Consider the following 22,778-nt stretch of genomic DNA (forward strand, 5'->3'; position numbering starts at 1 on the left):
GAAAGCGCCCCGCAATGGGGCGCCTTTTATCACTCTGCTATTTTTCTGGCATTTTTACGCGCTTATTTCGACAAAAGCGCTCAGCCGACATGCATTCTGTAGTGCCAAAACAGACTTTATGTTAGCGTGAAAATAAACGTGTTCAGCGAGTCGTCCAGCATGTCACTAAAGGCCATCGCCAGCGAATTAGGGTTGTCCGTCACCACGGTTAGCCGGGCATTAAACGGCTATGAGGATGTGGCGGAGGAGACCCGCAAACGTGTCGAAGCAGAAGCGCAGCGTCGCGGCTATCGTCCCAATTCTGCCGCACGCCGTCTGAAGACCGGCCGCGCCAATGCGGTGGGTTTAGTCTTTCCCGCGAGTACGTCGCCTGTCAGCGACTGCCGTTTCAGCGAAATGCTGCTGACGTTCGATCAGCGCCTTGCGCAGCTGGAGATCGATCTGCTGCTGCTCGTCGATAAGCCCCAGGACGGGCCGCGCACCCTGACCCGACTGCTGCGTAGCCGGGTGCTGGATGCGCTGATCGTCACCCACACCCTTCCGCAGGATGAACGCCTGCTGAGCCTGCAGCAAAAAAACTTTCGCTTTCTGGCGCTCGGTCGCAGCGACCTGCCGCAGCCCTACGCCTGGCTTGACGTCGATAATCACCTCGGCTCGCGCCTGGCGGTGGAAGCCTGCCTGCAACAGGGACTGACGCGTATCGCCTGGCTGGGCAGCGATGAGGCGACGACCTTCGTCCGCGACCGCCGCCAGGGCTTTCTCGACGCCATGGGCACCGTCACGCCTGTCGATATGGTGGCTGTGCCGCCGTCGCGCCGCGCCGGCTATCAGCAGTGCGCCGCCTGGCTGGCGCAGGGGAAGCCGCTTCAGGCGATTATCGCCGACAGCAGCGCGCTGGCGGAAGGCGCGGCGCTGGCGGTACAGCAGGCGAACCGGCTTTACGGTAGTGAGGCGGTTCGCCTGTATGCCTGGGAGGGCTTGCCGCGCGAAGCGATCGTCGAGGCGCCGGTCATCGCAATCCGCCAGGCCTCGGACCGCGAAACCGGCGAGCAGCTCGCTGATATGGTAGTGCAGATGCTTAATGGCGCGCCGCTGGACCAGCTGCAGCTGCTGCGTCAGCCCTGGCTGGACAGCGCGGCGCGCTGATCGCCCTTTTTGCGACGGCCAGCGGCTGTGCTAGTCTCTGCCTGTTTCTCTTTTTACAGGTATCGACATGAAGAACAGACCGCCTCGCGCCACCATCAGCGATGTCGCTCGCAGCGCGCGAACCGGTAAAACCAGCGTCTCTCGCTATCTCAATGGCGAGCAGCATCTTCTTTCCGCTGATTTAAAAGCCCGTATTGAGCAGGCGATAGCCGAGCTCGACTACCGTCCCAGCCAGATGGCGCGCGGGCTGAAGCGCGGCCGCACGCGTCTGATCGGGCTGATTATCGCGGATATCACCAACCCCTATTCGGTCGACGTCATGTGCGGTATCGAGGCCGCCTGCCGCGAACGCGGCTTTACGCTGCTGATGTGCAACACCAACAATGAAGTGGATCTGGAGCAGCACTATCTTCAGCTGCTGAGCAGCTATCAGGTCGAGGGCGTGGTGGTAAATGCCGTCGGCATGCGCGAAGAAGCACTGAGCCGTCTGCAGCAGTCGCTGCTGCCAATGGTGCTGATCGATCGAAAAATCCCCGACTTCGCCTGCGATGTGGTCGGCCTGAATAACGCCGAAGCTGCCGAGATCGCCACGCAGCATCTGCTCGACAACGGCTATGAGGCGCTGCTGTTTTTGAGCGAGCCGCTGGGCAGCGTCAACACGCGCCGCGAACGCCTGCAGGCTTTCCGCCAGCGGCTCGCCGCCTGGCCGCAGATTGCGCATGAAAACGCGGAGGTGCCGCAGCATCAGCCCGCGGCGCTGGATGCGCTGCTGCTCGACTACGCACAGCGTCAGCGCGGAAAACGCGCGGCGGTGATGGTGGCGAACGGCGCGATGACGCTGCAGGTTGCGCGCGCTATGCAGCGCGTCGGCCTGCGCTGGGGAGAAAATATCGGGCTGCTCGGCTTCGACGAGCTGGAGTGGGCCGCGCTGGCGGGCGTCGGCATTACCACGCTCAGACAGCCTACCTGGCAAATTGGCTATGCGGCGCTGGAGCGACTGATCGCCCGCATTGAAGGCAATGCCGGGCCTGCCGGAGAGCAGGTTTTTTCCGGTGAACTGGTAGTGCGCGGCTCCAGCCAGCCGCTTCCCTGATCCCCCCTTTTTTCCTCCTTTCTCGTGCTCGCTTCGTGAGCACGATCATAGTTTCAGCCTCTGCTCCTTTGCTTTGGAACCGGTTCCAATTAACGTTTTCTCTGTGAATTTTGCTTAATGCGCTTTTGAGGAGTGACGATGAACGCTGAAATTGTTGTGGTGACCGCAGCTTACGGACAACAACAGGTCGCCGCGCTGGGCGGACAGCAAGCGCTGCTGCCGCTGATCCAGCAGGCAGGCGCCGACGGCGTCGAAATCCGCCGCGAACTCTTCGACGCCGCTACGCTCGCGAACCTGCCCGCGCTGGCCCATGCTATTCAGCAACATCAGCTGCGCGCCAGCTACTCGGTACCCGACACGCTGTTTTGTGACGACGGCGCGTTAAATCCCCAGCTGGAGAACTACCTTAAAGAAGCTCAGCAGCTGAATGCGCAGCGCCTTAAGCTGGCGCTGGGCGGATTTAACGGTGACCTGCACGGTGCGGATTTGCGCGCGCTCAGTGAACGCTATCCGCTTGAGCTGGCGGTAGAAAACGATCAAACCACTAACGGCAAGCTCGCGCCTACGTTGCATTTTTTCCAGGCGGCGGAGCGGGAGAGCCTGCCGGTGGTGATGACCTTCGACATGGGTAACTGGCTCTGGACGCAGGAGAACGCGCAGGAGGCGGCGGCGCAGCTTGGTCGTTTTGTGCGCTATATTCACGTCAAAGCCGCTGAACCGCACGGCGACAGCTATCGCGCGGTGGCGCTGGACGAAGCGAAAGATGACTGGCGTCAGCTGCTGCGACAGCTGCCGGACGACGCGCCGCGCGGCATCGAATTCCCGCTGGAAGGCGAGGATCTGCTGGCGGTAACTCGCCACTATGTATCCCTGCTGCGCACTCGGTAAGGAGAGAAGATGACTACTCTGAATAACGGCACGCTGGACGTCGTCACCATCGGCGAAGCGATGGCGATGTTCGTGGCACGTGAAACCGGCGATCTCGCCGCCGCCGAAACCTTTATCAAGCGCGCGGCGGGCGCGGAACTTAACGTCGCCGTCGGGCTGGCGCGTCTCGGCCTGAAAGTGGGCTGGGTAAGCCGTGTCGGCGACGACAGCTTTGGCCGCTTTATTTGCCAGGTGCTGGAGAGCGAAGGCGTCGACCACCGTCAGGTCACGAAGGACGCGCGCTATCCCACCGGTTTTCAGCTGAAATCCAAAGTCGACGACGGCTCCGATCCGCTGGTGGAGTATTTTCGTAAAGGCTCCGCCGCCAGCCATCTTTCCGTTGACGATTTTAACAGCGACTACTTCGGCGCCGCGCGCCATCTGCATCTGAGCGGCGTCGCCGCGGCGCTCTCCGACAGCTCGCTGGCGCTGCTGAAGCACAGCGCGAAAGAGATGCGCGCGCGCGGCAAAACCATCTCTTTCGATCCCAATTTGCGGCCGGTACTGTGGCGCAGCGAAGAGGAGATGCGTCAGCAGCTCAATCATCTGGCGGAATACGCCGACTGGGTGCTGCCGGGCGAAAAAGAGGGCTATATCCTGACCGGCTATCGTCAGCCGGAAGCCATCGCCGATTTCTACCTGGATAAAGGGGTAAAAGCGGTGGTGATTAAAACCGGCTGCGACGGCGCCTGGTATAAAACCGCGCAGGGCGAGCAGGGCCAGGTCGAGGCGATCCGCGTTGAAAACGTGGTGGACACCGTTGGCGCGGGCGACGGCTTCGCCGTCGGCGTGATCAGCGCGCTGCTGGAAGGTAAAACGCTGCCGCAGGCAATTACGCGCGGCAACAGAATTGGTTCGCTGGCGATTCAGGTGATCGGCGACAGCGAAGGGCTGCCGACACGCAGCGAGTTAGGCGATTATTAGCCTGCATCCGGAACCGCAATATCAGAGGAGAACACCATGAAAACGCAGACAATCGCGCCGAAACGCTGGTGGTATATCATGCCCATCGTGTTTATCACCTACAGTCTGGCGTATCTGGATCGCGCAAACTTTAGCTTCGCCTCTGCCGCCGGCATAAACGACGACCTGGGCATTACCAAAGGCATGTCCTCGCTGCTGGGCGCGCTCTTTTTTCTCGGCTACTTCTTTTTCCAGATCCCCGGCGCGGTTTACGCCGAACGCCGCAGCGTGAAAAAACTGATTTTCTGGTGTCTGGTGCTGTGGGGCGTCTGCGCTTCGCTGACCGGCATAGTGAGCAATATCCCGATGCTGGCGGCGATCCGCTTCGTACTCGGCGTGGTGGAAGCGGCGGTTATGCCCGCCATGCTGATTTATATCAGTAACTGGTTCACCAAATCGGAACGCTCACGCGCAAATACCTTCCTGATCCTGGGTAACCCGGTCACGGTGCTCTGGATGTCGGTGGTATCCGGCTATCTGATTAACGCGTTCGGCTGGCGCGAGATGTTTATCTTCGAAGGGATCCCGGCCGTAATCTGGGCTGTCGCCTGGTGGTTTATGGTGCAGGATAAGCCGGAGCAGTCGCGCTGGATGAGCGATGAAGAGAAAGCCGCGCTGGCCGCCCAGCTGAAAAAAGAGCAGGAGAATATCAAGGCGGTACGCAACTACGGCGAGGCCTTCCGCAACCGCAACGTTATTCTGCTCTGCATGCAATATTTCGCCTGGAGCATCGGCGTTTATGGCTTCGTGCTGTGGCTGCCGTCAATTCTGCGCAACGGCACGCAGATGGGCATGGTGGAAGCGGGCTGGCTGTCAGCCGTGCCTTATCTGGCGGCGACCATTGCGATGATCGTCGTCTCCTGGGCGTCGGACAAAATGCAGAACCGCAAACTCTTCGTCTGGCCGCTGCTGCTGATCGGCGCGCTGGCATTCCTCGGCTCATATCTGGTGGGCAGCGGCAATTTCTGGCTCTCTTACGCGCTGCTGGTGATTGCAGGCGGAGCCATGTATGCGCCTTACGGACCTTTCTTCGCCATCATCCCGGAAATGCTGCCGCGCAACGTCTCCGGCGGCGCGATGGCATTGATCAACAGCATGGGTGCGCTGGGATCGTTCGTCGGTTCCTGGATTGTCGGCTATCTTAATGGAGCGACGGGCAGTCCGGCGGCCTCCTATATCTTTATGGGCGCAGCGCTGCTGGTATCGGTGTGGCTGACGTTGATCGTCAAGCCGACCGAAAATAAAACGCCGCCGCTGCACGGTGCGAAACACGCCTGAAAGCGTAAGCGCTGACCCTCTTCTCCGGGCGACCTGTGTGTCGCCCGTCACACGTTTTACAGGGAGCGAACGATGAAACCATCCGTGATTCTGTATAAAAGCCTGCCGGACGACCTGCGCGCCCGGCTTGACGCCCACTTCAGCGTAACCGAAATCCGCGATCTGTCGCCGGAGAGTCAGCAGCAGCACGCTGACGCGCTGGCGCAGGCCGAAGGGCTGATCGGCTCTGGCGGCAAGGTCGACGGCGAACTGCTGGCGAAAATGCCGAAGCTGCGCGCCTGCTCAACCGTATCGGTGGGGTACGACAACTTCGACGTCGACGCGCTCAATCAACGCCATGTGCTGCTGATGCATACGCCGACGGTGCTGACCGAGACGGTGGCCGACACCATGATGGCGCTGGTGCTGAGCAGCGCGCGCCGCGTGACCGAACTGGACGCATGGGTAAAAGCGGGCCAGTGGGACAAAAGCATCGGGCCAGACAGATTCGGCGTCGACGTGCACCATAAAACCCTCGGCATTCTCGGCATGGGCCGCATCGGCATGGCGCTGGCGCAGCGTGCGCACTTTGGCTTCGGGATGAAAGTGCTTTATAACGCGCGTCGCGAACATGAAGAGGCGCAGTCTCGCTTCAGCGCGCAGCGCTGCGATCTGGAGACGCTGCTGAAAGAGAGCGATTTTGTCTGCATCAGCCTGCCGCTGACCGAGCAGACACACCATATGATCAGCGCGGCGCAGCTTAAGCTCATGAAGCCGAGCGCCATCCTGATCAACGCCGGACGCGGTCCGGTGGTGGACGAAGAGGCGCTGATCGCCGCACTGAAAGAGGGCACGATCCACGCGGCGGGCCTGGACGTATTCGAGAAGGAACCCTTGACCTCATCGCCGCTCTTCTCTTTGCCTAACGTGGTAACGCTGCCGCACATCGGCTCCGCTACCCATGAAACGCGTTACGGTATGGCGCAGGATGCGGTAGAGAACCTGATCGCCGCGCTGACCGGCAAGGTGGAAAAGAACTGCGTCAATCCTGACGTGCTTAAGTAATCCGCCCTTTCCATTGCGCCCGCCGCTGGCGGGCGTTATCGTTGGTTTCCCATTCGTCACACGTTTTTAACTTCTATATGGCTTTTTCTCAGTTCGGCGACAAGTTTACCCAGCACACCGGCATCTCACGTCTGATGGAAGATATGGGCGCAGGCCTGCGCACGCCCGGCACCATTATGCTCGGCGGCGGCAATCCGGCGCAGATCCCGGCGATGAATGCCTATTTTCAGCAGTTGCTGCAGCAGATGCATGACGAGGGCAAGCTGAGCGAAGCGCTCTGCAACTATGACGGCCCGCGCGGCAAAGCCACGCTGCTGAATGCGCTGGCGACGCTGCTCAGCAGCGAATTAGGCTGGCCGGTAACCGCGCAGAACATCGCCCTGACCAACGGCAGCCAGAGTGCCTTTTTCTATCTGTTTAATCTGTTCGCCGGTCGCCGCGCCGACGGCAGCAAAAAGCGCGTGCTCTTTCCGCTGGCGCCTGAATATCTGGGTTACGCCGATGCCGGCCTGGATGAAGGGTTGTTCGTTTCCGCGAAACCCAATATTGAGCTGCTGCCGGAAGGACAGTTTAAATATCACGTCGATTTCGAACATCTGCCGATGCATGACGACATCGGCCTGATCTGCGTGTCGCGCCCGACCAATCCGACCGGCAACGTAGTGACCGACGACGAGCTGATGCAGCTTGACGCGCTGGCGCAGCAGCATGATGTGCCGCTGCTGATCGACAACGCCTACGGCGTGCCTTTCCCCGGCATTATCTTCAGCGAAGCGCGCCCGCTGTGGAATCCCAATATTATTCTCTGCATGAGCCTGTCGAAGCTCGGTCTGCCCGGCGCACGCTGCGGCATTATCGTCGCCGACGAAAAGACTATCGGTGCCATCAGCAATATGAACGGCATTATCAGCCTGGCACCCGGCAGCATTGGCCCCGCTATCGCCGCCGAGATGATCCAGCGCGGCGACCTGCTGCGGCTGTCGGAAGAGGTGATTAAGCCCTTCTATCAGGCGAAAGTGACGCAGACGATCGCGATTCTTCGCCGCTATCTGTCGGAAGAACGCTGCCTGATCCATAAACCGGAAGGCGCGATTTTCCTCTGGCTCTGGTTCCGCGATCTGCCGATCAGCACCGAGGCGCTCTACCAGCGGCTGAAGGCGCGTGGCGTATTAATGGTGCCGGGCCACTTTTTCTTCCCCGGCCTGGAGCAGGCGTGGCCGCACACGCACCAGTGCATGCGCATGAACTATGTGCCGGACGCCGAGACCATCGAGCGCGCGGTGCAGATTCTGGCGGAAGAGGTAGAAAAGGCGTTTGCGGAGCAGGTGTGATCGGCTGCCCTGAGTAAGCTCCGGCCTGACCGGAGCTTACTCCTCTTCTGTTTCTACCAGCGATTCCCGACACCACTGCGCCAGCTGGCGGATCGCCTGCTCGACTTCTTTATTCCAGCCAAACCCGGCGTTAAGCCGGAAACAGTGGTCGTAGCGGTGATCGGTAGCGAAAATATGGCCCGGCGCGATACCGATGCCAGCGTTACGCGCCTTGAGAAACAGCGCGCGCACGTTCAGCGCCCGATGCGGCATCTCTACCCACAACACATAGCCCCCTTCCGGTTCTGAGACGCGCGTGCCCGCCGGGAATTCGCTCAGCAGCGACTGCCGCATCTTCTGGATCTGTCCGGCCAGTTCGCGCCGCAGCTTGCGCAGATGGGCGTCATAGCCGCCGCTGCGCAGCAGTTCGGCGATCGCCGCCTGCGACAGCGTCGAGGTGCCCATGGTCGAGGTATATTTCAGCGAAGCGATCTTGCGCATGTAGTTGACGCTGTGTACCCAGCCAATGCGAATGCCGGGCGCGATGGTTTTAGAAAAGCCGCTGCACAGGATGGCGTTGGGGCTAAACGCGCGCATCGGAAAGGGACGCCGTTCGCCGAAGGCGGTGTCGCCGAAAATATCATCTTCAACGATAACCACATCATTCTCATCGGCCTGACGGGCGATATAGGCTTTCTGCTCGTTGGGAATCGATTTACCGAGCGGATTGTTGACGTTGCTGATGGTGAGAAAGGCCTGTACCGCTTTACGACGAAACAGCGTAGTAAGCTTTTCGACGTCGACATAACCTTCTGGCCCGGCCTCTACTTCGATGACGCGCAGGTTGAGATTATGCAGCATCTGCAGCAGCACGAAGTAGCAGGGTGACTCCACCGCCACTACGTCGCCAGGCTTGATCGTAGCCCGCAGCGACAGCGATACCGCCTCAATACAGCCGTTGGTGATCAGAATATCGTCAGCGCTGATATTACAGCCGTACTCCACCGCGCGGCGCGCGATCTCATGCTTCAGCGGCAGGTAACCGGTGCCTTTAACCGTGGTGCCCAGCAGCGCCGGTTTGCTGTATCCCATCTGGCGCATCAGCAGCCCGATTTTTTTTACCGGATAGAGCGAGCTGTCGCCGTTCGCCAGATCGAGACGAACGCGGCACTCCGAGCCGAGGATCGCCAGATGCATCTCCGTCTGTTCATCCAGCGGCGCGACCAGGCGCGGCTGCGCTAACTGCGACGGCTGCGCCTCTTTATGCGTCAGGCGCGCCGCGACGAAAAAGCCCGATTTCGGCTTCGCCACCGCAAAGCGCTCATCCTCCAGCGTGCGTAACGTTTTTAGCGCGGTCGTCAGGCTGACGCTGTACTGCGTAGCCAGCGTGCGCACCGAGGGCAACCGGCTGTCGGGCAGCAGCGAGCCGCTGCGAATAGCCTGCTTGATCTGCTCGGCTATCTGGCGGTAACGACTGCTCTGACTCTCCTGCTCGTCCGTTTCACCGGGCATCTGTTCCACCCCATATCGTACTGATCTGTGCGTATTCAAGAGAGTACATTCAAAGTACTTTAGGCTGCATCTCTTAATTATTTATGACGCAAAACCGTTCCGTTCTCTGCGCCAGGTTCCCTGACGACCGTCTCAGTTCAGGCATTCATTGCTACACCGCTTAATGGCCTGTTTTTCATGAAATCACCGGGTTACGTGCATTTAACCGAGTTTATCAGCCAAAGGAAAACGCGAGAAATGAATAATCTGTCCACCATGATGAGAGAAATTGAAGGCTATCTGACGCCCGCAATCATCGATTCCGCTAAACGGTGCTCTCATCGCCTGCTTGCCGCGCTGCCTGATAGCGAGCATCTCTCGCGCAACCGCATTCTGCTCGCCTACGGCGGCGGTAAAGACAGCAGCTATATGGTGGCCTATGTGCGCTATATTCAGGGATTAATCTGGCAGCAGCGCGGCGACACCTTTCGCCTGCGCATCAGCACCAACCGCCACGCCGCCATGAGCGACAGCGTGATGGAGAATATCGACCGCGTTTACCACGCGCTGGCTATTCACCATGACGCCTTCGTAGAGAGTCTGATCGTCGACGGCCAGCAGATCCGCCCTTTTGAACGTCATCTTCCCCTGCCTGAGGCAGTGCGCCAGCAAAACCGCAGCGATGTGCTGATGAACGGCCACCGCTTTCGCGCCGACGCGCGCTCGACCTTCTGCAACGCCTGCAACCTCAGCATGGTGAATTCGTTCGGCCTGGCGGCGCACTACAACGGCGGCGTGGACCTGATTATCACCGGCGACTCGCCGCAGGAGCAGACCGCCTATGTCGCCTGGGCGCGCCACCTTTCCCGCCTGTTTAACGCGCCGACGGCGGAAAAAGATCAGGGCTTTCGCGGCTTTCTACAGACGCTCGACGGCGTGGCCGATCGCTACTCGGCCGCCATTCACGGCGAAGAGGGCGTCACGCCCGCGCGCCGCATCATGCATCAGCTGACGCGTAACCCGCTTTTCTTCAATATCTATCAGGACACTGCTTACGAAGCTGGCGCGCACTGGGCGTTGCTCAATGACTTTATGCGCTTCCGCTTCGACGCGCTGATGTTCAGCTTTTCCGAATCGGACTGCGGCAACCCGACGCTGATGGCGCATATTCGCGGTCTGCGCGCGGAAACGCTGCTGCAGCGCAGCTATGCTGAAGGCATCCGCGAATATGTGCGCTTTGCGCTGGGGCTGATGGCGCAGAAAGATTTTCCGCAGCCGCTCATCGCCGAGATGGCGGCGCGCTATCAGGATGACGAGGCTATCGAACAGCAGCGCCAGCGCGCGGCGCGCTTTGCCGCTGAGGCGTTCGGCCTCGATGAGACCCAGCTGATTTGCATGATCTACTCCCCCTTTATCGCCCAGGGCAACCAGCTGCACAGCTGGCTGACGCAGCAGCGGATCGCGCTGGATGAAACGGCGATTCGCCAGCTACTCTCCGGCGAGCGCGACGACGCGGCGCTGACGCAGCAGCTGAACCAGCTCTCCGGCCTGGATCTCGCCCAGATGCGCCACTGCTGGCGCAGCAGCCAGGTGAGTTCGCTGCTGGAGGGCAAAAGCGCCGATCCGCTGTCGCGCGTTCTGCGCTTCGATCCGCACAAGGCGGTGATTCAGGTTAACCACGGCGTCCTGCAGGATACCGTGACCGAAGTGATTTCCGGGCGCTGATCCCGGTAAGGCGAAGCGATGAGAAAGGTCTTCCTGCAAATAGGCGCCACGCGCGACGGCCAGAATCCCTACTGCGAAGTGGCGAAGCGTGACGGCTACTTTACCGTGCTGGCGGAGATGAGCGATTTTATCGACTACCAGTCACTCAGCCTGACGCTGCCGTTTGATCTAATTCTTCGCCTCGATCGGCCGGAAAATGCCTGGGAGGTGCTGCAGGCCTGTCTGCACGCCGGTCTGCTGGAGCATCCGCGCGTGGTGCTGGCCGGGTTCGAGGCTTACAACGCCAGCGCCGGTCGGGTGCGGGAAATTCTGGCCGGGCCCGATGCACCACGCACCTTTATCCCGCTGGATAAATATGCCCAGCGGATGGCGCTGAAAAAAGCCTGGCCGCGCTTTCCGCAGCCGGAGTTTCGCTTTTTCGCTTCGCCGCTCAGCATTCTCGATGCCCACCAGGCCTTGATCTATCCCTGTGTTATCAAGCCGGTGGACAGCGGCGGCGGGCTGGGGATCTGGCTGGTGGAAGCGCCCGAGCGGCTTGCCGGCATCGTGCAGAATCTGGAAGAGACGATGAATTACGGCGGCCGCAGCTTTAGCGGGTTTATCGTTGAGAGCTGGCTGGACGGCGACGAATATTCGCTGCAGGGCGTGGTGCATGAAGGTCATCCGTACGCCCTGACCTGCTGCCAGAAAGTGATTGAGCGGCATCGCGACGCGCAGGGCGGGATCAGCTTTTACGAATCTGGACACGTCGCCGTCGCCGCCGAGCCGCTGCCGCCCGCGTTCGCCAGCCTGATGACGCTCTGCTGTGAAACCTTCGACTACCGGCTCGGCGCCTTTCATATCGATTTTATCGTGGTGGATGGCGTGCCACATTTTCTTGAAATGGGTTTTCGCCTTTCCGGCATGGGCGTAGTGAATCTGGTTGAGGAGGCGACCGGCATCAACTGGGTAGAGATCGCGTTTCGGCTTGAAGCGGGCGGCGAGATGCCCGCGCTGCGCTTCGCCGCGCCGCCGCGCGCCGTTGGCCAGCTGCGCCTGCGCCAGCCTGCTCAGCTCCGCCAGGCGGAAAGCTGGATTGCGGAACATCATCAGGGCGCGCTGCTGCCGCCGCTGACCTTTCCCGGTTTGCAGGTCTCACGGCGCTCGTCACTCTATGCTGATTTAACGCGCCATGCGGGCATTCTCGGCACGCTGCGCCTGGCCGCCGACGGTCGTGACGATATTCTTGCCGTCTTTAACAACCTGGTACGCGCGACATCTCTACTCTCAGAAGGAAATTTATTGTGTGCAGAATGATTCTGGCGCAGGGCGAATTCAACGTGGCGCAGGTACTGGACGCGGCACGCGCCATGAGCTGCGGGGAAACCGCCTGTCATGATGGCCCGATTAAAGAGCACCCTAACGGCTGGGGATGTTTATGGCTGGAAGAGGGCGAGATCCGTACGCTGCGCGGCAGCGGCCCTTTTGCCGACGCGCTGCCCGATATTGATGTCGATCGTATCAAGGGACGTTTTCTGGCGGTGCATGTGCGCCACGCCACGCTGAGTACAAACCAGGGGCTGGAGTTCTCCCATCCGCTGCTGCGCGACAGCGCAGGTACGCGCTGGTACATGATGCATAACGGCTTTATGCCTAAGGTTTACGCTCACCTCGGCATGGCGGCGTCCCGCTTCGACTCCGCGGAATATCTGGAATATCTGGTGGATCGCATTACCCCCGCCGACTTTACGCGCGACTACCTGCGCGACAAGCTGGCTCAGGTCGAGCCGGGCGGTAGCGCGGGCAATGCGATTTTCGTCACGCGTGAACGCGCATGGGCGTGGCAGTGGCATCCGCAGGATACACCCTACCCACACTATTTTACGCTGCACGCACTGCAGCATGAGCGCTGCACCTATATTTCATCTGAACCTGTTCCAACACTGGGCGACGCCGCCAGCTGGCGACGCATGGCTAACCATGAACTACGCGAAATTCCTTTGGGGGAGTAAACATCATGGCCATTTTTAATCAGATACGCGTGATCAATCCCAGCATGTATGTGGAGAGAACCTGGCTGGACGACATTGTCACGGCGCGCGTGCCGCTGCTGGTGCTACGCAACTTCCTGACCGATGAGGAGCGTCAGGAGGTGGTAACAGATTTGCAGCGCTGCCGCGAGAAGATCCGCGTTTCGCACTATCCCAACGGCGCGTTGACTACGCTCGGCCCTTATCTGGCGAAACATACGGCCGCACCGGAAAACTATTTTACCGAATGGCGCGACATTGAGCCTGCGCTGCCGCCCTCTCTTGCCGCACTGCGCCTGCAAATCTATGAGTGGGTGCGCCACGCGCTGAAGCTGGAGAGCCTGAAAACCGCCCATGAGCCGGAGCTGGGCGACTACGCCGGATCGATTGTGCGCTTCCATGCCAACGGCGTCGCCAATCCGCTGCACAACGACAATATCGTGCGTGACGCTGCCGACACCGGTCTGGCGGTGACGCAGATCCTGCACCAGCTCAGCTGCGTGGTCTGCCTGCAGGAGTGCAACGCGGGCGGCGAGCTGCGCATTTTCAATAAAAAATGGGCACCGGAAGATGAACGTTTCAAAACGCCAGGCGAGCTGGGCTACCAGAGCGGCGTGGTGGCGCAGAGCGAAACCTGCGAATTCTCGCCGCGCAGCGGCGATATCTACCTGTTTAATCCCGCCTTTTACCATGAAATCGATCGCGTCGAGGGCGATACCCGCATAACCATGGGCTTCTTTTTCGGCCTGACCGATAAAAAAATGAAACACGCGATTGCGTGGAGCTGACGCCCGACGACGCGCAGCCTTGCAAAACGAGGAGAACAGATGACGACCTTTTCAAAAATTACCGCACTGCTGGATCGGCATAAGGCGGATTATCGCGTAGTGGAGCATGAGGCGATCGGCCAGACCGACACCATCAGCGCGCTGCGCGGCAATGCGCTTAACCAGGCGGCGAAGGCGATGGTGCTGGAAGTCACGATGCCGGAAGGCGGCGGATCGCGCTTCCTGCTGGCGATTGTGCCGGGCGACTGCAAAATCAATTTCAAAAGCGCGGCGCGCGCCATCGGCGGTAAAAAGTCGAGCTTCGCTGCGCCTGAGATGGCGCAGTCGCTGACCGAGTGCGTGATGGGCGCGGTGCCACCGTTTAGTTTTGATGACCGGCTGGCACTGCGCGTCGATACGCGTCTGCGCGACGTCGGCACGCTGTGGTTTAACGCTGGCGCGCTGGAAAAATCGATCGCCCTTAATGCAGATGACTATCGCCGTATTGTAGGTGAAGACTGCTATGCCGATATCGCCACGCCAGTAGCGGTTAGCGCCTGAAGGCAGAGGAAAGGTTATGTCAGCCAAAGATATGTTGCTGGCGCTCTGCGTTGTGGTGGCGTGGGGCGTCAATTTCGTGGTGATTAAGCTCGGCTTACAAGGCATGCCGCCTTTTTTGCTGGCGGGTTTGCGCTTTACCCTGGTGGCGTTTCCGGCGATCTTTTTTGTCTCTCGCCCCGCCATTCCGCTGCGCTGGCTGGTGGTTTACGGTATGACCATCAGCTTTGGCCAGTTCGCTTTTCTGTTTCTTGCTATCAAGCTCGGCATGCCTGCCGGGCTCGCCTCGCTGGTGCTGCAGGCGCAGGCGTTTTTCACGCTTTTGCTGGGCGCGCTGCTGCTGGCGGAAAAGCTGCGCTGGAACCATATCGCAGGCGTGCTGATCGCGACGCTGGGGATGTTTATGCTGGCGACGGCGGGCATGGAGGGTCAGTCGGCTGCGGGCATCACGCTGACGACCATGATGCTGACGCTGGCGGCGGCGCTGTCGTGGGGGCTGGGCAATATCACCAATAAGATCATTCTGCGCAACCGCAAGGTGCCGGTGATGTCGCTGGTGGTCTGGAGCGCGCTGGTGCCGGTGCTGCCCTTTTTCGCCTGCTCATGGTACTTCGAAGGCGAAAGCGCTATTTTCTTTAGCCTGACGCACATCTCGCTGCAAACCGTACTGGCGCTGATCTATCTTGCCTTTATCGCCACCATCGTCGGTTACGCCATCTGGGGCAACCTGCTTAGCCGCTATGAAACCTGGCGCGTGGCGCCGCTGTCGCTGCTGGTGCCGGTCGTCGGCATTCTCAGCGCCGCGCTGGTGCTGGACGAACGGCTTTCGGCGCAGCAGATGCTGGGCGCGGCGGTGATTATCTTCGGCTTGCTGGTCAATGTCTTTGGCGGCCTGATAAGCCAGCGCCTGGCGATGCGCACCCATCCATAATGGCGTGCCTGGCATCTGTCGCACTGAGTATGAAAAACAAAAACGCCGCAGAAGCGGCGTTTTTTTCTCGTTGATGCTGATTAGTTTAGGATTTCAATCCGGCGCGGTTTCGCCTCTTCAGGGACGATACGTTCCAGATCGATGCTCAACAGGCCATTTTCCAGGCGTGCGTCGCGAACCACAATGTGGTCAGCCAGCTGGAATTTGCGCTCGAAGTTGCGTTCGGCAATCCCCTGATAGAGATATTTACGCTCGGTCTGCTCTTCAGGATGCGCGCCGCGTACGATCAGTACGTTGTCGTGAGCGGTAATATCCAGTTCGTTCTGGGCAAAGCCCGCCACCGCAATAGTGATGCGATAGTGGTTTTCGCTAACCAGTTCAACGTTGTATGGAGGATAACCACCATTGCTCTGGTTCTGGTTGGATTCCAGCAGGTTAAACAAGCGATCAAAACCGATAGCAGAGCGATAAAGGGGAGCAAGATCAAAATTACGCATGGAATGACTCCTGATATTCAGCAAGTTTTGGCAACCTTCCACCATGGACAGGTTGTACGGCGCCCCGATGTCCCTGTCGGCGACAGCGAGTGCGTCCGTAGCTTAAAAATGGGTATGCCCAATCCGCTTTCAAGAGGCGAATCGCAATTTTTTTCGCCATTCTGCTGAAGTGGCATACACTCAGGGGACCTTTCGTCTGACATAACGCACCTCGCCGTAGAGTGAGGATGTTAACGGATAAGCTAACTCAGCCGGGGCGAACGCCACAGTTGAAGGGACGATGAAGATGAAATTATTAAAAGCATTTCCTCTGGCAGGCGCGCTGGCCTGCTGCACCTTTACCCTTACCGGGTGCTCCAGCGTAATGTCACATACCGGCCCGAGTCAGGGCTACTATCCGGGCACGCGCGCCAGCGCTGATATTCTGGTTGACGATCACAGCAGCTGGGTGCTTAAACCGCTGGCGCTGATCGATCTGCCCTTCTCCGCCGTACTGGATACGCTGCTGCTGCCCTGGGATTACGCGCGCAGCGACGAAGACAAATCGATCGACTCCCCGCGAGAGCGCATCCTTCAGAGCGAAAAGCTGAACCACACGCAGGAGAATCTGGCGCAGGCCGCGCCCTATCCAGCGGTCAGGCCAGCACAGTAAAGAGCTGTCGCCAGCCATCGACCTCACGCATAAAGGCGATCTTTTCTCCGTCCGGCGACCAGACGACCGCGTCGCCGCTCGGCGGCTGTTCGCTGCGGGCAGTCAGCGGCTGGCAGGCGCCGCTGCTGATATCGCAGCGCATAATCTGGTTATCGCTGATAAAGGCGACGGCGGCGCCCTGAGGATGCCAGCTAAATGCCGACTGCACCGAATGCGTCAGCCGCGTCACCTGTCGCGGCGCGCCCCCATTGGGCGACACCGTCCAGAGCTGAACCACCTCTTGCTCATCCGCCATTAAAAAGGCGATGGCGCTGCCGTCAGGCGCGCTGCGTAGCCAGTGGCGCGGCTGCTGAGCCAGCCCGCGCGTAAAGGTCAGGCGACGCTGCCGCACGCCCACGGGCGGTGCCGGCAGGCGGCTTTCCGTTCCCTCCAGCGGTTCGTCGCCCGGCATGGCGTAATCTTCCAGCGCCTCCGGCAGATCGACGACAAAGACCTCCGGCTGTTTTTCACCGGCGGCGGAGAGCGTGTCGCCGATAAAGGCGATAGCCCAGCGCTGCCAGCTGCCGTCCGGCTTCTGATAGCCGCGCGCGCCGATCCAGCCCTCTTCATATGCGCGATTAATCTCGTCGCTGCCCGGACGCGGCGTCGCGGTAGTGCGGCTGATCAACACGCTGAAGTGGCTGCCGCTATATTCGCGGGGATGCTGCCTGACCGGCGCGACCGCGCGCAGCGGCACCGCAACGCCGACGTTGCGCAGATCCTCTTTCAGGTCTTTTTCATGCATCACATGATCGTTGTAGGTAAAGCTGATGCGCGAGCCGTCAGGGCTGTAGAGATGCACATGCGAGCCGCCGCGCAGCGCGCCGGGCGTAAAGGGCGGCGTGATATCGCAGGCGTCGAGATTCTGCGCCCGGCCGTTTTGCACAATCACACCGCGCCGGTGATGAAAATCGTAATGCCACGTTTCGTCAGGATGTTCCGGGCCATGAATGCAGAGATAGCGCGGCGGCAGATCCGGGCTGACGGTCACGACGCCGACATGCGCGCCGTCGGTTGCCTGATAAAGCACCTCAACCACGCCGGTCTCTACATTGACGCGTTCAATGGTCTCGCTGGTAAAGGAGGCGCCCGACGGTCGAACGTCGAAAGCCAGCCACTGGCTGTCGGCGGTCCAGACGTTGCTGTTGGTAAGCTGATGATGTCGCGGGCTGAAGGTGATCTGTTTTTCGCGCATAGGGCAACCTGACTAAAAATGTTGCCCCACACGCTACGCCAAAAGCGTTAAAGATGCAGCTTTGATTTTGTCTGCGGCAGCGACGCGGCGGTGCCCTCAATCGACCGTTTACGCCCGACGAACAGCCCCAGCACGCCGCCGAGGATAAGCGCGCCCGCCACAATCAGCAGACCGTCGTTATAGCTGCTGGTGGCGTCTTTAATACGTCCCATCACCGGCGGAAAACCCAGTCCGGCAATATTCGCCACCGCATTAATCAGCGCCACCGATGCCGCCCCCGCCACGCCGGATACCGTTTCGGTGGTGACCGCCCAGAAGACCGGGGTGATCGCCCAGTTCAGACCCACCATCAATACCAGCAACAGGTAGGCCATCCATTGTTGCGGTACCGCCAGCGCCGCCAGCAGCAGCATCCCCGACGCCATCAGCGGCAGGCCGAGATGGCGTGCCCGTTCGCCGGTGCGATCGGAATGTCGTCCGTTAAGATACATAAAAATGCAGGCGAACAGGAAAGGCACCGCCGACAGCAGGCTAACGGTCAGGTTGCTGCGATCCGCCGCCACGGCTTTCACAATCAGCGGCAAAAACAGCGTAATGCCGATGGTGCCGAAAGCCTGCAGCAGCCACAGCAGGCTGAGCGTCCAGACGCGCCTGCTTTTCAACGCCACGCGCCAGTCGTGATCGTTGAGCGCCGAATGCTGCTCGTCACGCGCCAGCGTCTGCTGCAGATAACTGCGCTGCTCTGCCGTCAGCCAGCGCGCCCTGGCTGGCGCATCGTCCAGATAAAACCAGGTGACCACCCCCAGCACAAACGCCGGGATGCCCTCCAGCAGAAAGAGCCAGCGCCAGCCTTCGACGCCCAGCATACCGTGCAGATTAAGCAGGCTGCCGGAGAGCGGCAGCCCGATGACCGACGCCAGCGCTGCGCCGATATAAAACAGCGACATCGCGCGGGCGCGGTCGCTGCGCGGGTACCAGCAGCTCAGGTAAAAAATGATGCCGGGCGTAAAGCCAGCCTCCGCCGCCCCAAGCAAAAAGCGCATCACGTAGAGCTGCGTCGGCGTCTGCACCAGGCTCATGCCGGCGGCGATAATGCCCCAGCTCACCATAATGCGCGCGATCCAGCGGCGTGCGCCGACGCGCGTCATCAGCACATTGCTCGGCACCTCAAAAATGATGTATGTGACATAGAAAATACCGGCTGCGATGCCGTACATTTCGGCGGTCATCGCTAAATCGGCGTTCATTTGCAGCGCGGCGACCGAGATATTGGCGCGGTCGATATAGGCGATCAGATAAAGCACCATGATAAAAGGCATGATGCGCAGATTCATTTTCTTAATAGTGCTGAGGTGAAGATGGTTGTTCATCGTGAGGTCCTCAGGTCGAGTAGGATAACAGCGGTAAGTAAATTTTTGATTTATATGTTTTATATTTAATGCCGCGGCGTAGCGGCGTAGCGCATTTCGACCGCGTCAGCGCGTCGATGTGGTGCGACCAACCTTCAGTGACTGGCTCGTCTTAGCCAACAAGGAGTGAGGCTGATTGTAGTACTCAAAAACAAAGTTGTACTACAATGAAGATCACAAAACAGACAACCCAGACCCGCAGGCCTGAGCAGGAAACGAAAAATGCGAGGTCGGACGGCGGATCGCCGTCCGTGAGGGGATTACAGCACCAGCTCTTCGATAGCGTGCGCGACGCCATCTTCCATATTGGTTTTGGTGACGAACTGCGCGATCTGCTTAACAGAGTCAATGGCATTGCCCATCGCGACGCCCATTCCGGCGTATTCGATCATCGCCAGGTCGTTCTCCTGGTCACCGATCGCCATAACTTCATCGTGCGCCAGACCGAGTTTTTCCGCCAGCATTTTAACGCCCTGGCCTTTATTGACCCGACGATCGAGGATTTCCAGATAGTAAGGCGCGCTCTTGAGGATGGTGTAAGTCTGCTGGGCTTTAGCTGGCAGGCGCTGGATAGCGGCATCCAGCAGATCGGGTTTATCGATCATCATCAGCTTGGGAAAACGCGTCGCGCGGTCCATCTCCTCAACCGAGCGATAGCGCACCGGAATACCGGTCAGGCTCGCTTCATGAATGGTGTATTCGCTGAGATCTTTGTTTGGCGTGTAGAGGGACGATTTGTCGAACGCCTGGAAATGTACGCCCAGCTCGCGCGACAGCTGTTCGATGTAGAGGTAGTCGTCAAAACCCAGCGTAATTTCCGCTACGCATTCGCCATCTTTTGCCTGCTGCACCAGCGCGCCGTTGTAGCTGATGCAGTACTGCCCCTCGTCGACCAGACCGAGCTCCATCAGGTAGCGCTGTATCCCTACGTAGGGACGACCGGTCGCCAGCACCACGGCAACGCCTTTTTTATGCGCGCGATCGATAGCTGATTTTACGCCAGCGGTGATCTCATGCTGCGGGTTAAGCAGCGTGCCGTCCATATCAATTGCAACCAGTTTAATCGCCATAGCTTCCTCGTTGATTCGGGGTTTGGCTTAAATGCTAGCGCGATTCAGCTCACAATGACCACTTTCGTAACGATTCAGGCATAAAAAAACCCTTCCGGTCAGGAAGGGTCTGAAGACAGGGTGCCGACGTGGGTGACGGAAACCGATCGCAAAGTCGCTCAAGGCATCCTTGCTCGCTCGGCCCGCGACATCCCTGTCGCGGGACGCTTTGCTCTTCGGTTCCCGTCACCCGCGCTTTGGCTTTATCCGCCGTCTGTCGATCGTTAGATATCGATATTTGCCGCTTTCAGCGCATTCTCTTCGATAAAGGCGCGGCGCGGCTCAACCGCATCGCCCATCAGCGTGGTGAAGAGCTGATCGGCGGCGATGGCGTCCTTGATGGTAACGCGCAGCATACGACGGCTGTCTGGATCCATCGTGGTTTCCCACAGCTGCTCGGCGTTCATCTCGCCAAGACCTTTATAACGCTGTACCGACAGACCGCGACGCGACTCTTTCACCAGCCATTCGATAGCTTGCTCAAAGCTGTCGACCGGCTGACGGCGTTCGCCGCGCTCGATGTAGGCGTCTTCTTCAATCAGGCCGCGCAGCTTCTCGCCCAGCGCGTTGATTTTGCGATATTCCGGCCCCTGAATAAACTCGGCGTCCAGCGTGTAGTCGGTATCGACGCCGTGCGTGCGCACGCGCAGTACCGGTTCGAAGATATTCTGCTCGCGGTTGGCGCGTACCTGGGCGACATAGCTGCTGCCATGGGTTTCCCGCTCGCCCAGGAAGGCCACCAGCTGATCCAGCCAGGTCTGAACCTCCGCCTCATTGCTCAGGTCAGCCAGCGTCGGATGGTAAACCAGCGCGCGCAGCAGGGCGACCGGATAACGGCGCTCCATACGCTTGATCATCTTCTGCGTGCTGTTGAACTCCGCGACCAGGTTTTCCAGCGGCTCGCCGCCCAGCGCCGGTGCGCTGGCGTTGGTGTGCAGGGTGGCGCCGTCCAGGGCGATGGCGATCTGATACTGATCCATCGCCTCATCATCTTTGATGTACTGTTCCTGCTTGCCTTTCTTCACCTTGTAGAGCGGCGGCTGCGCGATATAAACGTGGCCGCGCTCGATGATTTCCGGCATCTGACGATAGAAGAAGGTCAACAGCAGCGTACGAATGTGCGAGCCGTCGACGTCCGCATCGGTCATGATGATGATGCTGTGGTAGCGCAGCTTGTCCGGGTTGTATTCGTCACGGCCGATGCCGCAGCCCAGCGCGGTAATCAGCGTCGCCACTTCCTGTGAAGAGAGCATCTTGTCGAAACGCGCTTTCTCTACGTTAAGGATTTTACCCTTCAGCGGCAGGATCGCCTGATTCTTACGGTTACGCCCCTGTTTCGCCGAGCCGCCTGCGGAGTCACCCTCCACCAGGTAAATTTCAGAAAGCGCCGGATCGCGCTCCTGGCAATCCGCCAGTTTGCCCGGCAGGCCTGCCAGATCGAGCGCGCCTTTACGACGTGTCATTTCGCGTGCGCGACGGGCCGCTTCACGGGCGCGCGCCGCATCGATGATCTTGCCGACCACGATTTTGGCGTCACTCGGGTTTTCCAGCAGGTATTCGCTCAGCAGCTCGTTCATCTGCTGTTCCACCGCCGATTTCACTTCGGACGAGACCAGCTTGTCTTTGGTCTGCGAGGAGAACTTCGGATCCGGCACTTTGACCGAAACGACCGCAACCAGGCCTTCGCGAGCGTCATCGCCGGTGGCGCTGACTTTCGCTTTCTTGCTGTAGCCCTCTTTATCCATATAGGCGTTCAGCGTACGCGTCATCGCCGCACGGAAACCAGCCAGGTGCGTACCGCCGTCGCGCTGCGGAATGTTGTTGGTGAAGCAGTAAATATTCTCCTGGAAGCCATCATTCCACTGCAGCGCCACTTCCACGCCAATGCCATCTTTCTCGGTCGAGAAATAGAATACATTCGGGTGGATAGGGGTTTTGTTCTTATTCAGATACTCAACAAACGCCTTGATGCCGCCTTCGTAATGGAAGTGATCGGCTTTGCCGTCACGTTTGTCTTCCAGACGAATCGACACGCCAGAGTTGAGGAACGACAGTTCGCGCAGGCGCTTCGCCAGGATTTCGTACTCGAAATCGGTAACGTTGGTAAAGGTGTCATGGCTTGGCCAGAAACGCACGCGGGTGCCGGTCAGATCGGTTTCACCCGTAACATGCAGCGGTGCCTGGGGCACGCCGTGCACGTAGGTCTGCTGATGCACTTTGCCTTCGCGGCGAATGGTCAGCTCCAGTTTCTGCGACAGGGCATTAACTACCGAGACGCCCACGCCGTGCAGACCGCCCGACACTTTATAAGAGTTGTCGTCGAACTTGCCGCCTGCGTGCAGCACGGTCATGATCACTTCCGCAGCGGAAACGCCCTCTTCTTCGTGAATGCCGGTGGGGATACCACGGCCATCATCCTGAACGGAAACGGAATTATCGGCATGAATGGTCACGACGATATCACTACAGTGACCGGCGAGCGCTTCGTCGATTGCGTTATCCACGACCTCGAATACCATGTGGTGCAGACCGGTGCCGTCATCCGTATCGCCGATATACATACCCGGACGTTTGCGTACCGCATCCAGCCCTTTCAGAACTTTGATACTTGAGGAGTCATAAGAATTCGACATCA

At 59.5% G+C, this 22,778-nt stretch carries 20 protein-coding genes; 14 read left to right on the forward strand and 6 right to left on the reverse strand.

Going from position 1 to position 22,778, the window contains the following annotated elements; all coding sequences use genetic code 11:
• Positions 1 to 159 precede the first annotated feature (159 nt).
• The 7 genes from EKL29_RS15425 to EKL29_RS15455 all read left to right on the forward strand — a co-directional run bounded on the left by EKL29_RS15425 (position 160) and on the right by EKL29_RS15455 (position 7,782).
• The gene (locus EKL29_RS15425) at positions 160 to 1,146 is read left to right on the forward strand and encodes a LacI family DNA-binding transcriptional regulator (RefSeq protein ID WP_120457850.1); all 987 of its coding nucleotides are present in this window, start codon (positions 160 to 162) and stop codon (positions 1,144 to 1,146) included.
• 67 nt (positions 1,147 to 1,213) lie between these two features.
• On the forward strand, positions 1,214 to 2,239 hold the full coding sequence (locus EKL29_RS15430) for a LacI family DNA-binding transcriptional regulator (protein ID WP_120457764.1): 1,026 nt from the start codon (positions 1,214 to 1,216) through the stop codon (positions 2,237 to 2,239).
• A 138-nt stretch (positions 2,240 to 2,377) separates the two neighbouring features.
• On the forward strand, positions 2,378 to 3,127 hold the full coding sequence (locus tag EKL29_RS15435) for a sugar phosphate isomerase/epimerase (protein WP_120457763.1): 750 nt from the start codon (positions 2,378 to 2,380) through the stop codon (positions 3,125 to 3,127).
• A 9-nt stretch (positions 3,128 to 3,136) separates the two neighbouring features.
• Entirely contained in the window at positions 3,137 to 4,090 is a 954-nt protein-coding gene (locus tag EKL29_RS15440) for a sugar kinase (RefSeq protein WP_126690131.1), read from the forward strand.
• Between the two features lie 36 nt (positions 4,091 to 4,126).
• Positions 4,127 to 5,407 carry an MFS transporter gene (locus tag EKL29_RS15445; RefSeq protein ID WP_120457759.1) on the forward strand — a complete coding sequence of 427 codons (1,281 nt, stop codon included), beginning with the start codon at positions 4,127 to 4,129 and terminating at the stop codon, positions 5,405 to 5,407.
• Between the two features lie 72 nt (positions 5,408 to 5,479).
• Positions 5,480 to 6,451, forward strand: coding sequence for a glyoxylate/hydroxypyruvate reductase GhrB (gene ghrB, locus EKL29_RS15450; RefSeq protein WP_120457757.1), 972 nt, complete (start codon positions 5,480 to 5,482; stop codon positions 6,449 to 6,451).
• 77 nt (positions 6,452 to 6,528) lie between these two features.
• Positions 6,529 to 7,782, forward strand: a complete 1,254-nt coding sequence (locus EKL29_RS15455; protein ID WP_120457848.1) for a valine--pyruvate transaminase — start codon at positions 6,529 to 6,531, stop codon at positions 7,780 to 7,782.
• 36 nt (positions 7,783 to 7,818) lie between these two features.
• Here the strand turns inward: EKL29_RS15455 and EKL29_RS15460 are convergent, their stop codons facing one another.
• Positions 7,819 to 9,273: a PLP-dependent aminotransferase family protein gene (locus EKL29_RS15460; protein WP_126690132.1), complete on the reverse strand. Its 1,455-nt coding sequence runs from the start codon at positions 9,271 to 9,273 to the stop codon at positions 7,819 to 7,821.
• Between the two features lie 237 nt (positions 9,274 to 9,510).
• Between EKL29_RS15460 and EKL29_RS15465 the strand changes: the two genes are divergently transcribed.
• From EKL29_RS15465 to EKL29_RS15490, 6 genes are read left to right on the forward strand one after another with little or no spacing between them, the layout of a single operon-like run.
• Positions 9,511 to 10,977 (forward strand): hypothetical protein, encoded by a 1,467-nt coding sequence (locus tag EKL29_RS15465; RefSeq protein ID WP_126690133.1) that lies wholly within the window; start codon positions 9,511 to 9,513, stop codon positions 10,975 to 10,977.
• 18 nt (positions 10,978 to 10,995) lie between these two features.
• Positions 10,996 to 12,273 (forward strand): acetyl-CoA carboxylase biotin carboxylase subunit family protein, encoded by a 1,278-nt coding sequence (locus tag EKL29_RS15470; protein ID WP_126690134.1) that lies wholly within the window; start codon positions 10,996 to 10,998, stop codon positions 12,271 to 12,273.
• Positions 12,270 to 12,968: a class II glutamine amidotransferase gene (locus EKL29_RS15475; RefSeq protein WP_120457749.1), complete on the forward strand. Its 699-nt coding sequence runs from the start codon at positions 12,270 to 12,272 to the stop codon at positions 12,966 to 12,968. The genes EKL29_RS15470 and EKL29_RS15475 overlap by 4 nt, the downstream gene beginning before the upstream one ends.
• Positions 12,969 to 12,973: 5 nt before the next feature.
• Positions 12,974 to 13,774, forward strand: a complete 801-nt coding sequence (locus EKL29_RS15480) for a 2OG-Fe(II) oxygenase (protein ID WP_120457747.1) — start codon at positions 12,974 to 12,976, stop codon at positions 13,772 to 13,774.
• Between the two features lie 39 nt (positions 13,775 to 13,813).
• Positions 13,814 to 14,314, forward strand: coding sequence for a YbaK/EbsC family protein (locus tag EKL29_RS15485; protein WP_126690135.1), 501 nt, complete (start codon positions 13,814 to 13,816; stop codon positions 14,312 to 14,314).
• A gap of 16 nt (positions 14,315 to 14,330) precedes the next feature.
• Complete coding sequence (locus EKL29_RS15490; protein WP_120457743.1) at positions 14,331 to 15,242, forward strand: EamA family transporter; 912 nt, start codon at positions 14,331 to 14,333, stop codon at positions 15,240 to 15,242.
• 80 nt (positions 15,243 to 15,322) lie between these two features.
• Here the strand turns inward: EKL29_RS15490 and ibpA are convergent, their stop codons facing one another.
• Complete coding sequence (gene ibpA / locus EKL29_RS15495; RefSeq protein ID WP_033755460.1) at positions 15,323 to 15,739, reverse strand: small heat shock chaperone IbpA; 417 nt, start codon at positions 15,737 to 15,739, stop codon at positions 15,323 to 15,325.
• 286 nt (positions 15,740 to 16,025) lie between these two features.
• Between ibpA and EKL29_RS15500 the strand changes: the two genes are divergently transcribed.
• Positions 16,026 to 16,391 carry a YceK/YidQ family lipoprotein gene (locus EKL29_RS15500; RefSeq protein ID WP_120457741.1) on the forward strand — a complete coding sequence of 122 codons (366 nt, stop codon included), beginning with the start codon at positions 16,026 to 16,028 and terminating at the stop codon, positions 16,389 to 16,391.
• On the opposite strand, the gene EKL29_RS15505 is transcribed toward EKL29_RS15500, so the two are convergent.
• The 4 genes from EKL29_RS15505 to gyrB form a co-directional block, all read right to left on the reverse strand.
• Positions 16,375 to 17,625, reverse strand: a complete 1,251-nt coding sequence (locus EKL29_RS15505) for a DUF3748 domain-containing protein (protein ID WP_126690136.1) — start codon at positions 17,623 to 17,625, stop codon at positions 16,375 to 16,377. The genes EKL29_RS15500 and EKL29_RS15505 overlap by 17 nt on opposite strands.
• A gap of 47 nt (positions 17,626 to 17,672) precedes the next feature.
• The gene (locus EKL29_RS15510) at positions 17,673 to 18,995 is read right to left on the reverse strand and encodes an MFS transporter (protein WP_120457737.1); all 1,323 of its coding nucleotides are present in this window, start codon (positions 18,993 to 18,995) and stop codon (positions 17,673 to 17,675) included.
• Positions 18,996 to 19,294: 299 nt separating this feature from the next.
• On the reverse strand, positions 19,295 to 20,104 hold the full coding sequence (gene yidA / locus EKL29_RS15515; RefSeq protein WP_126690137.1) for a sugar-phosphatase: 810 nt from the start codon (positions 20,102 to 20,104) through the stop codon (positions 19,295 to 19,297).
• 263 nt (positions 20,105 to 20,367) lie between these two features.
• Positions 20,368 to 22,776 (reverse strand): DNA topoisomerase (ATP-hydrolyzing) subunit B, encoded by a 2,409-nt coding sequence (gene gyrB / locus EKL29_RS15520; RefSeq protein ID WP_126690138.1) that lies wholly within the window; start codon positions 22,774 to 22,776, stop codon positions 20,368 to 20,370.
• Between the last annotated feature and the right edge of the window lie 2 nt (positions 22,777 to 22,778).

Source organism: Pantoea sp. YU22, assembly GCF_003970755.1.
In the GTDB taxonomy this organism is placed as follows: domain Bacteria; phylum Pseudomonadota; class Gammaproteobacteria; order Enterobacterales; family Enterobacteriaceae; genus Pantoea; species Pantoea piersonii.

Coding starts and splice junctions, on each gene's coding strand:
- gyrB (WP_126690138.1), bottom strand. CDS start 22,776: ATGTCGAATTCTTATGACTCCTCAAGTATCAAAGTTCTGAAAGGGCTG.
- EKL29_RS15440 (WP_126690131.1), top strand. CDS start 3,137: ATGACTACTCTGAATAACGGCACGCTGGACGTCGTCACCATCGGCGAA.
- EKL29_RS15445 (WP_120457759.1), top strand. CDS start 4,127: ATGAAAACGCAGACAATCGCGCCGAAACGCTGGTGGTATATCATGCCC.
- EKL29_RS15475 (WP_120457749.1), top strand. CDS start 12,270: ATGATTCTGGCGCAGGGCGAATTCAACGTGGCGCAGGTACTGGACGCG.
- yidA (WP_126690137.1), bottom strand. CDS start 20,104: ATGGCGATTAAACTGGTTGCAATTGATATGGACGGCACGCTGCTTAAC.
- EKL29_RS15500 (WP_120457741.1), top strand. CDS start 16,026: ATGAAATTATTAAAAGCATTTCCTCTGGCAGGCGCGCTGGCCTGCTGC.
- EKL29_RS15425 (WP_120457850.1), top strand. CDS start 160: ATGTCACTAAAGGCCATCGCCAGCGAATTAGGGTTGTCCGTCACCACG.
- EKL29_RS15510 (WP_120457737.1), bottom strand. CDS start 18,995: ATGAACAACCATCTTCACCTCAGCACTATTAAGAAAATGAATCTGCGC.
- ibpA (WP_033755460.1), bottom strand. CDS start 15,739: ATGCGTAATTTTGATCTTGCTCCCCTTTATCGCTCTGCTATCGGTTTT.
- EKL29_RS15465 (WP_126690133.1), top strand. CDS start 9,511: ATGAATAATCTGTCCACCATGATGAGAGAAATTGAAGGCTATCTGACG.
- EKL29_RS15480 (WP_120457747.1), top strand. CDS start 12,974: ATGGCCATTTTTAATCAGATACGCGTGATCAATCCCAGCATGTATGTG.
- ghrB (WP_120457757.1), top strand. CDS start 5,480: ATGAAACCATCCGTGATTCTGTATAAAAGCCTGCCGGACGACCTGCGC.
- EKL29_RS15485 (WP_126690135.1), top strand. CDS start 13,814: ATGACGACCTTTTCAAAAATTACCGCACTGCTGGATCGGCATAAGGCG.
- EKL29_RS15455 (WP_120457848.1), top strand. CDS start 6,529: ATGGCTTTTTCTCAGTTCGGCGACAAGTTTACCCAGCACACCGGCATC.
- EKL29_RS15435 (WP_120457763.1), top strand. CDS start 2,378: ATGAACGCTGAAATTGTTGTGGTGACCGCAGCTTACGGACAACAACAG.
- EKL29_RS15460 (WP_126690132.1), bottom strand. CDS start 9,273: ATGCCCGGTGAAACGGACGAGCAGGAGAGTCAGAGCAGTCGTTACCGC.
- EKL29_RS15505 (WP_126690136.1), bottom strand. CDS start 17,625: ATGCGCGAAAAACAGATCACCTTCAGCCCGCGACATCATCAGCTTACC.
- EKL29_RS15490 (WP_120457743.1), top strand. CDS start 14,331: ATGTCAGCCAAAGATATGTTGCTGGCGCTCTGCGTTGTGGTGGCGTGG.
- EKL29_RS15470 (WP_126690134.1), top strand. CDS start 10,996: ATGAGAAAGGTCTTCCTGCAAATAGGCGCCACGCGCGACGGCCAGAAT.
- EKL29_RS15430 (WP_120457764.1), top strand. CDS start 1,214: ATGAAGAACAGACCGCCTCGCGCCACCATCAGCGATGTCGCTCGCAGC.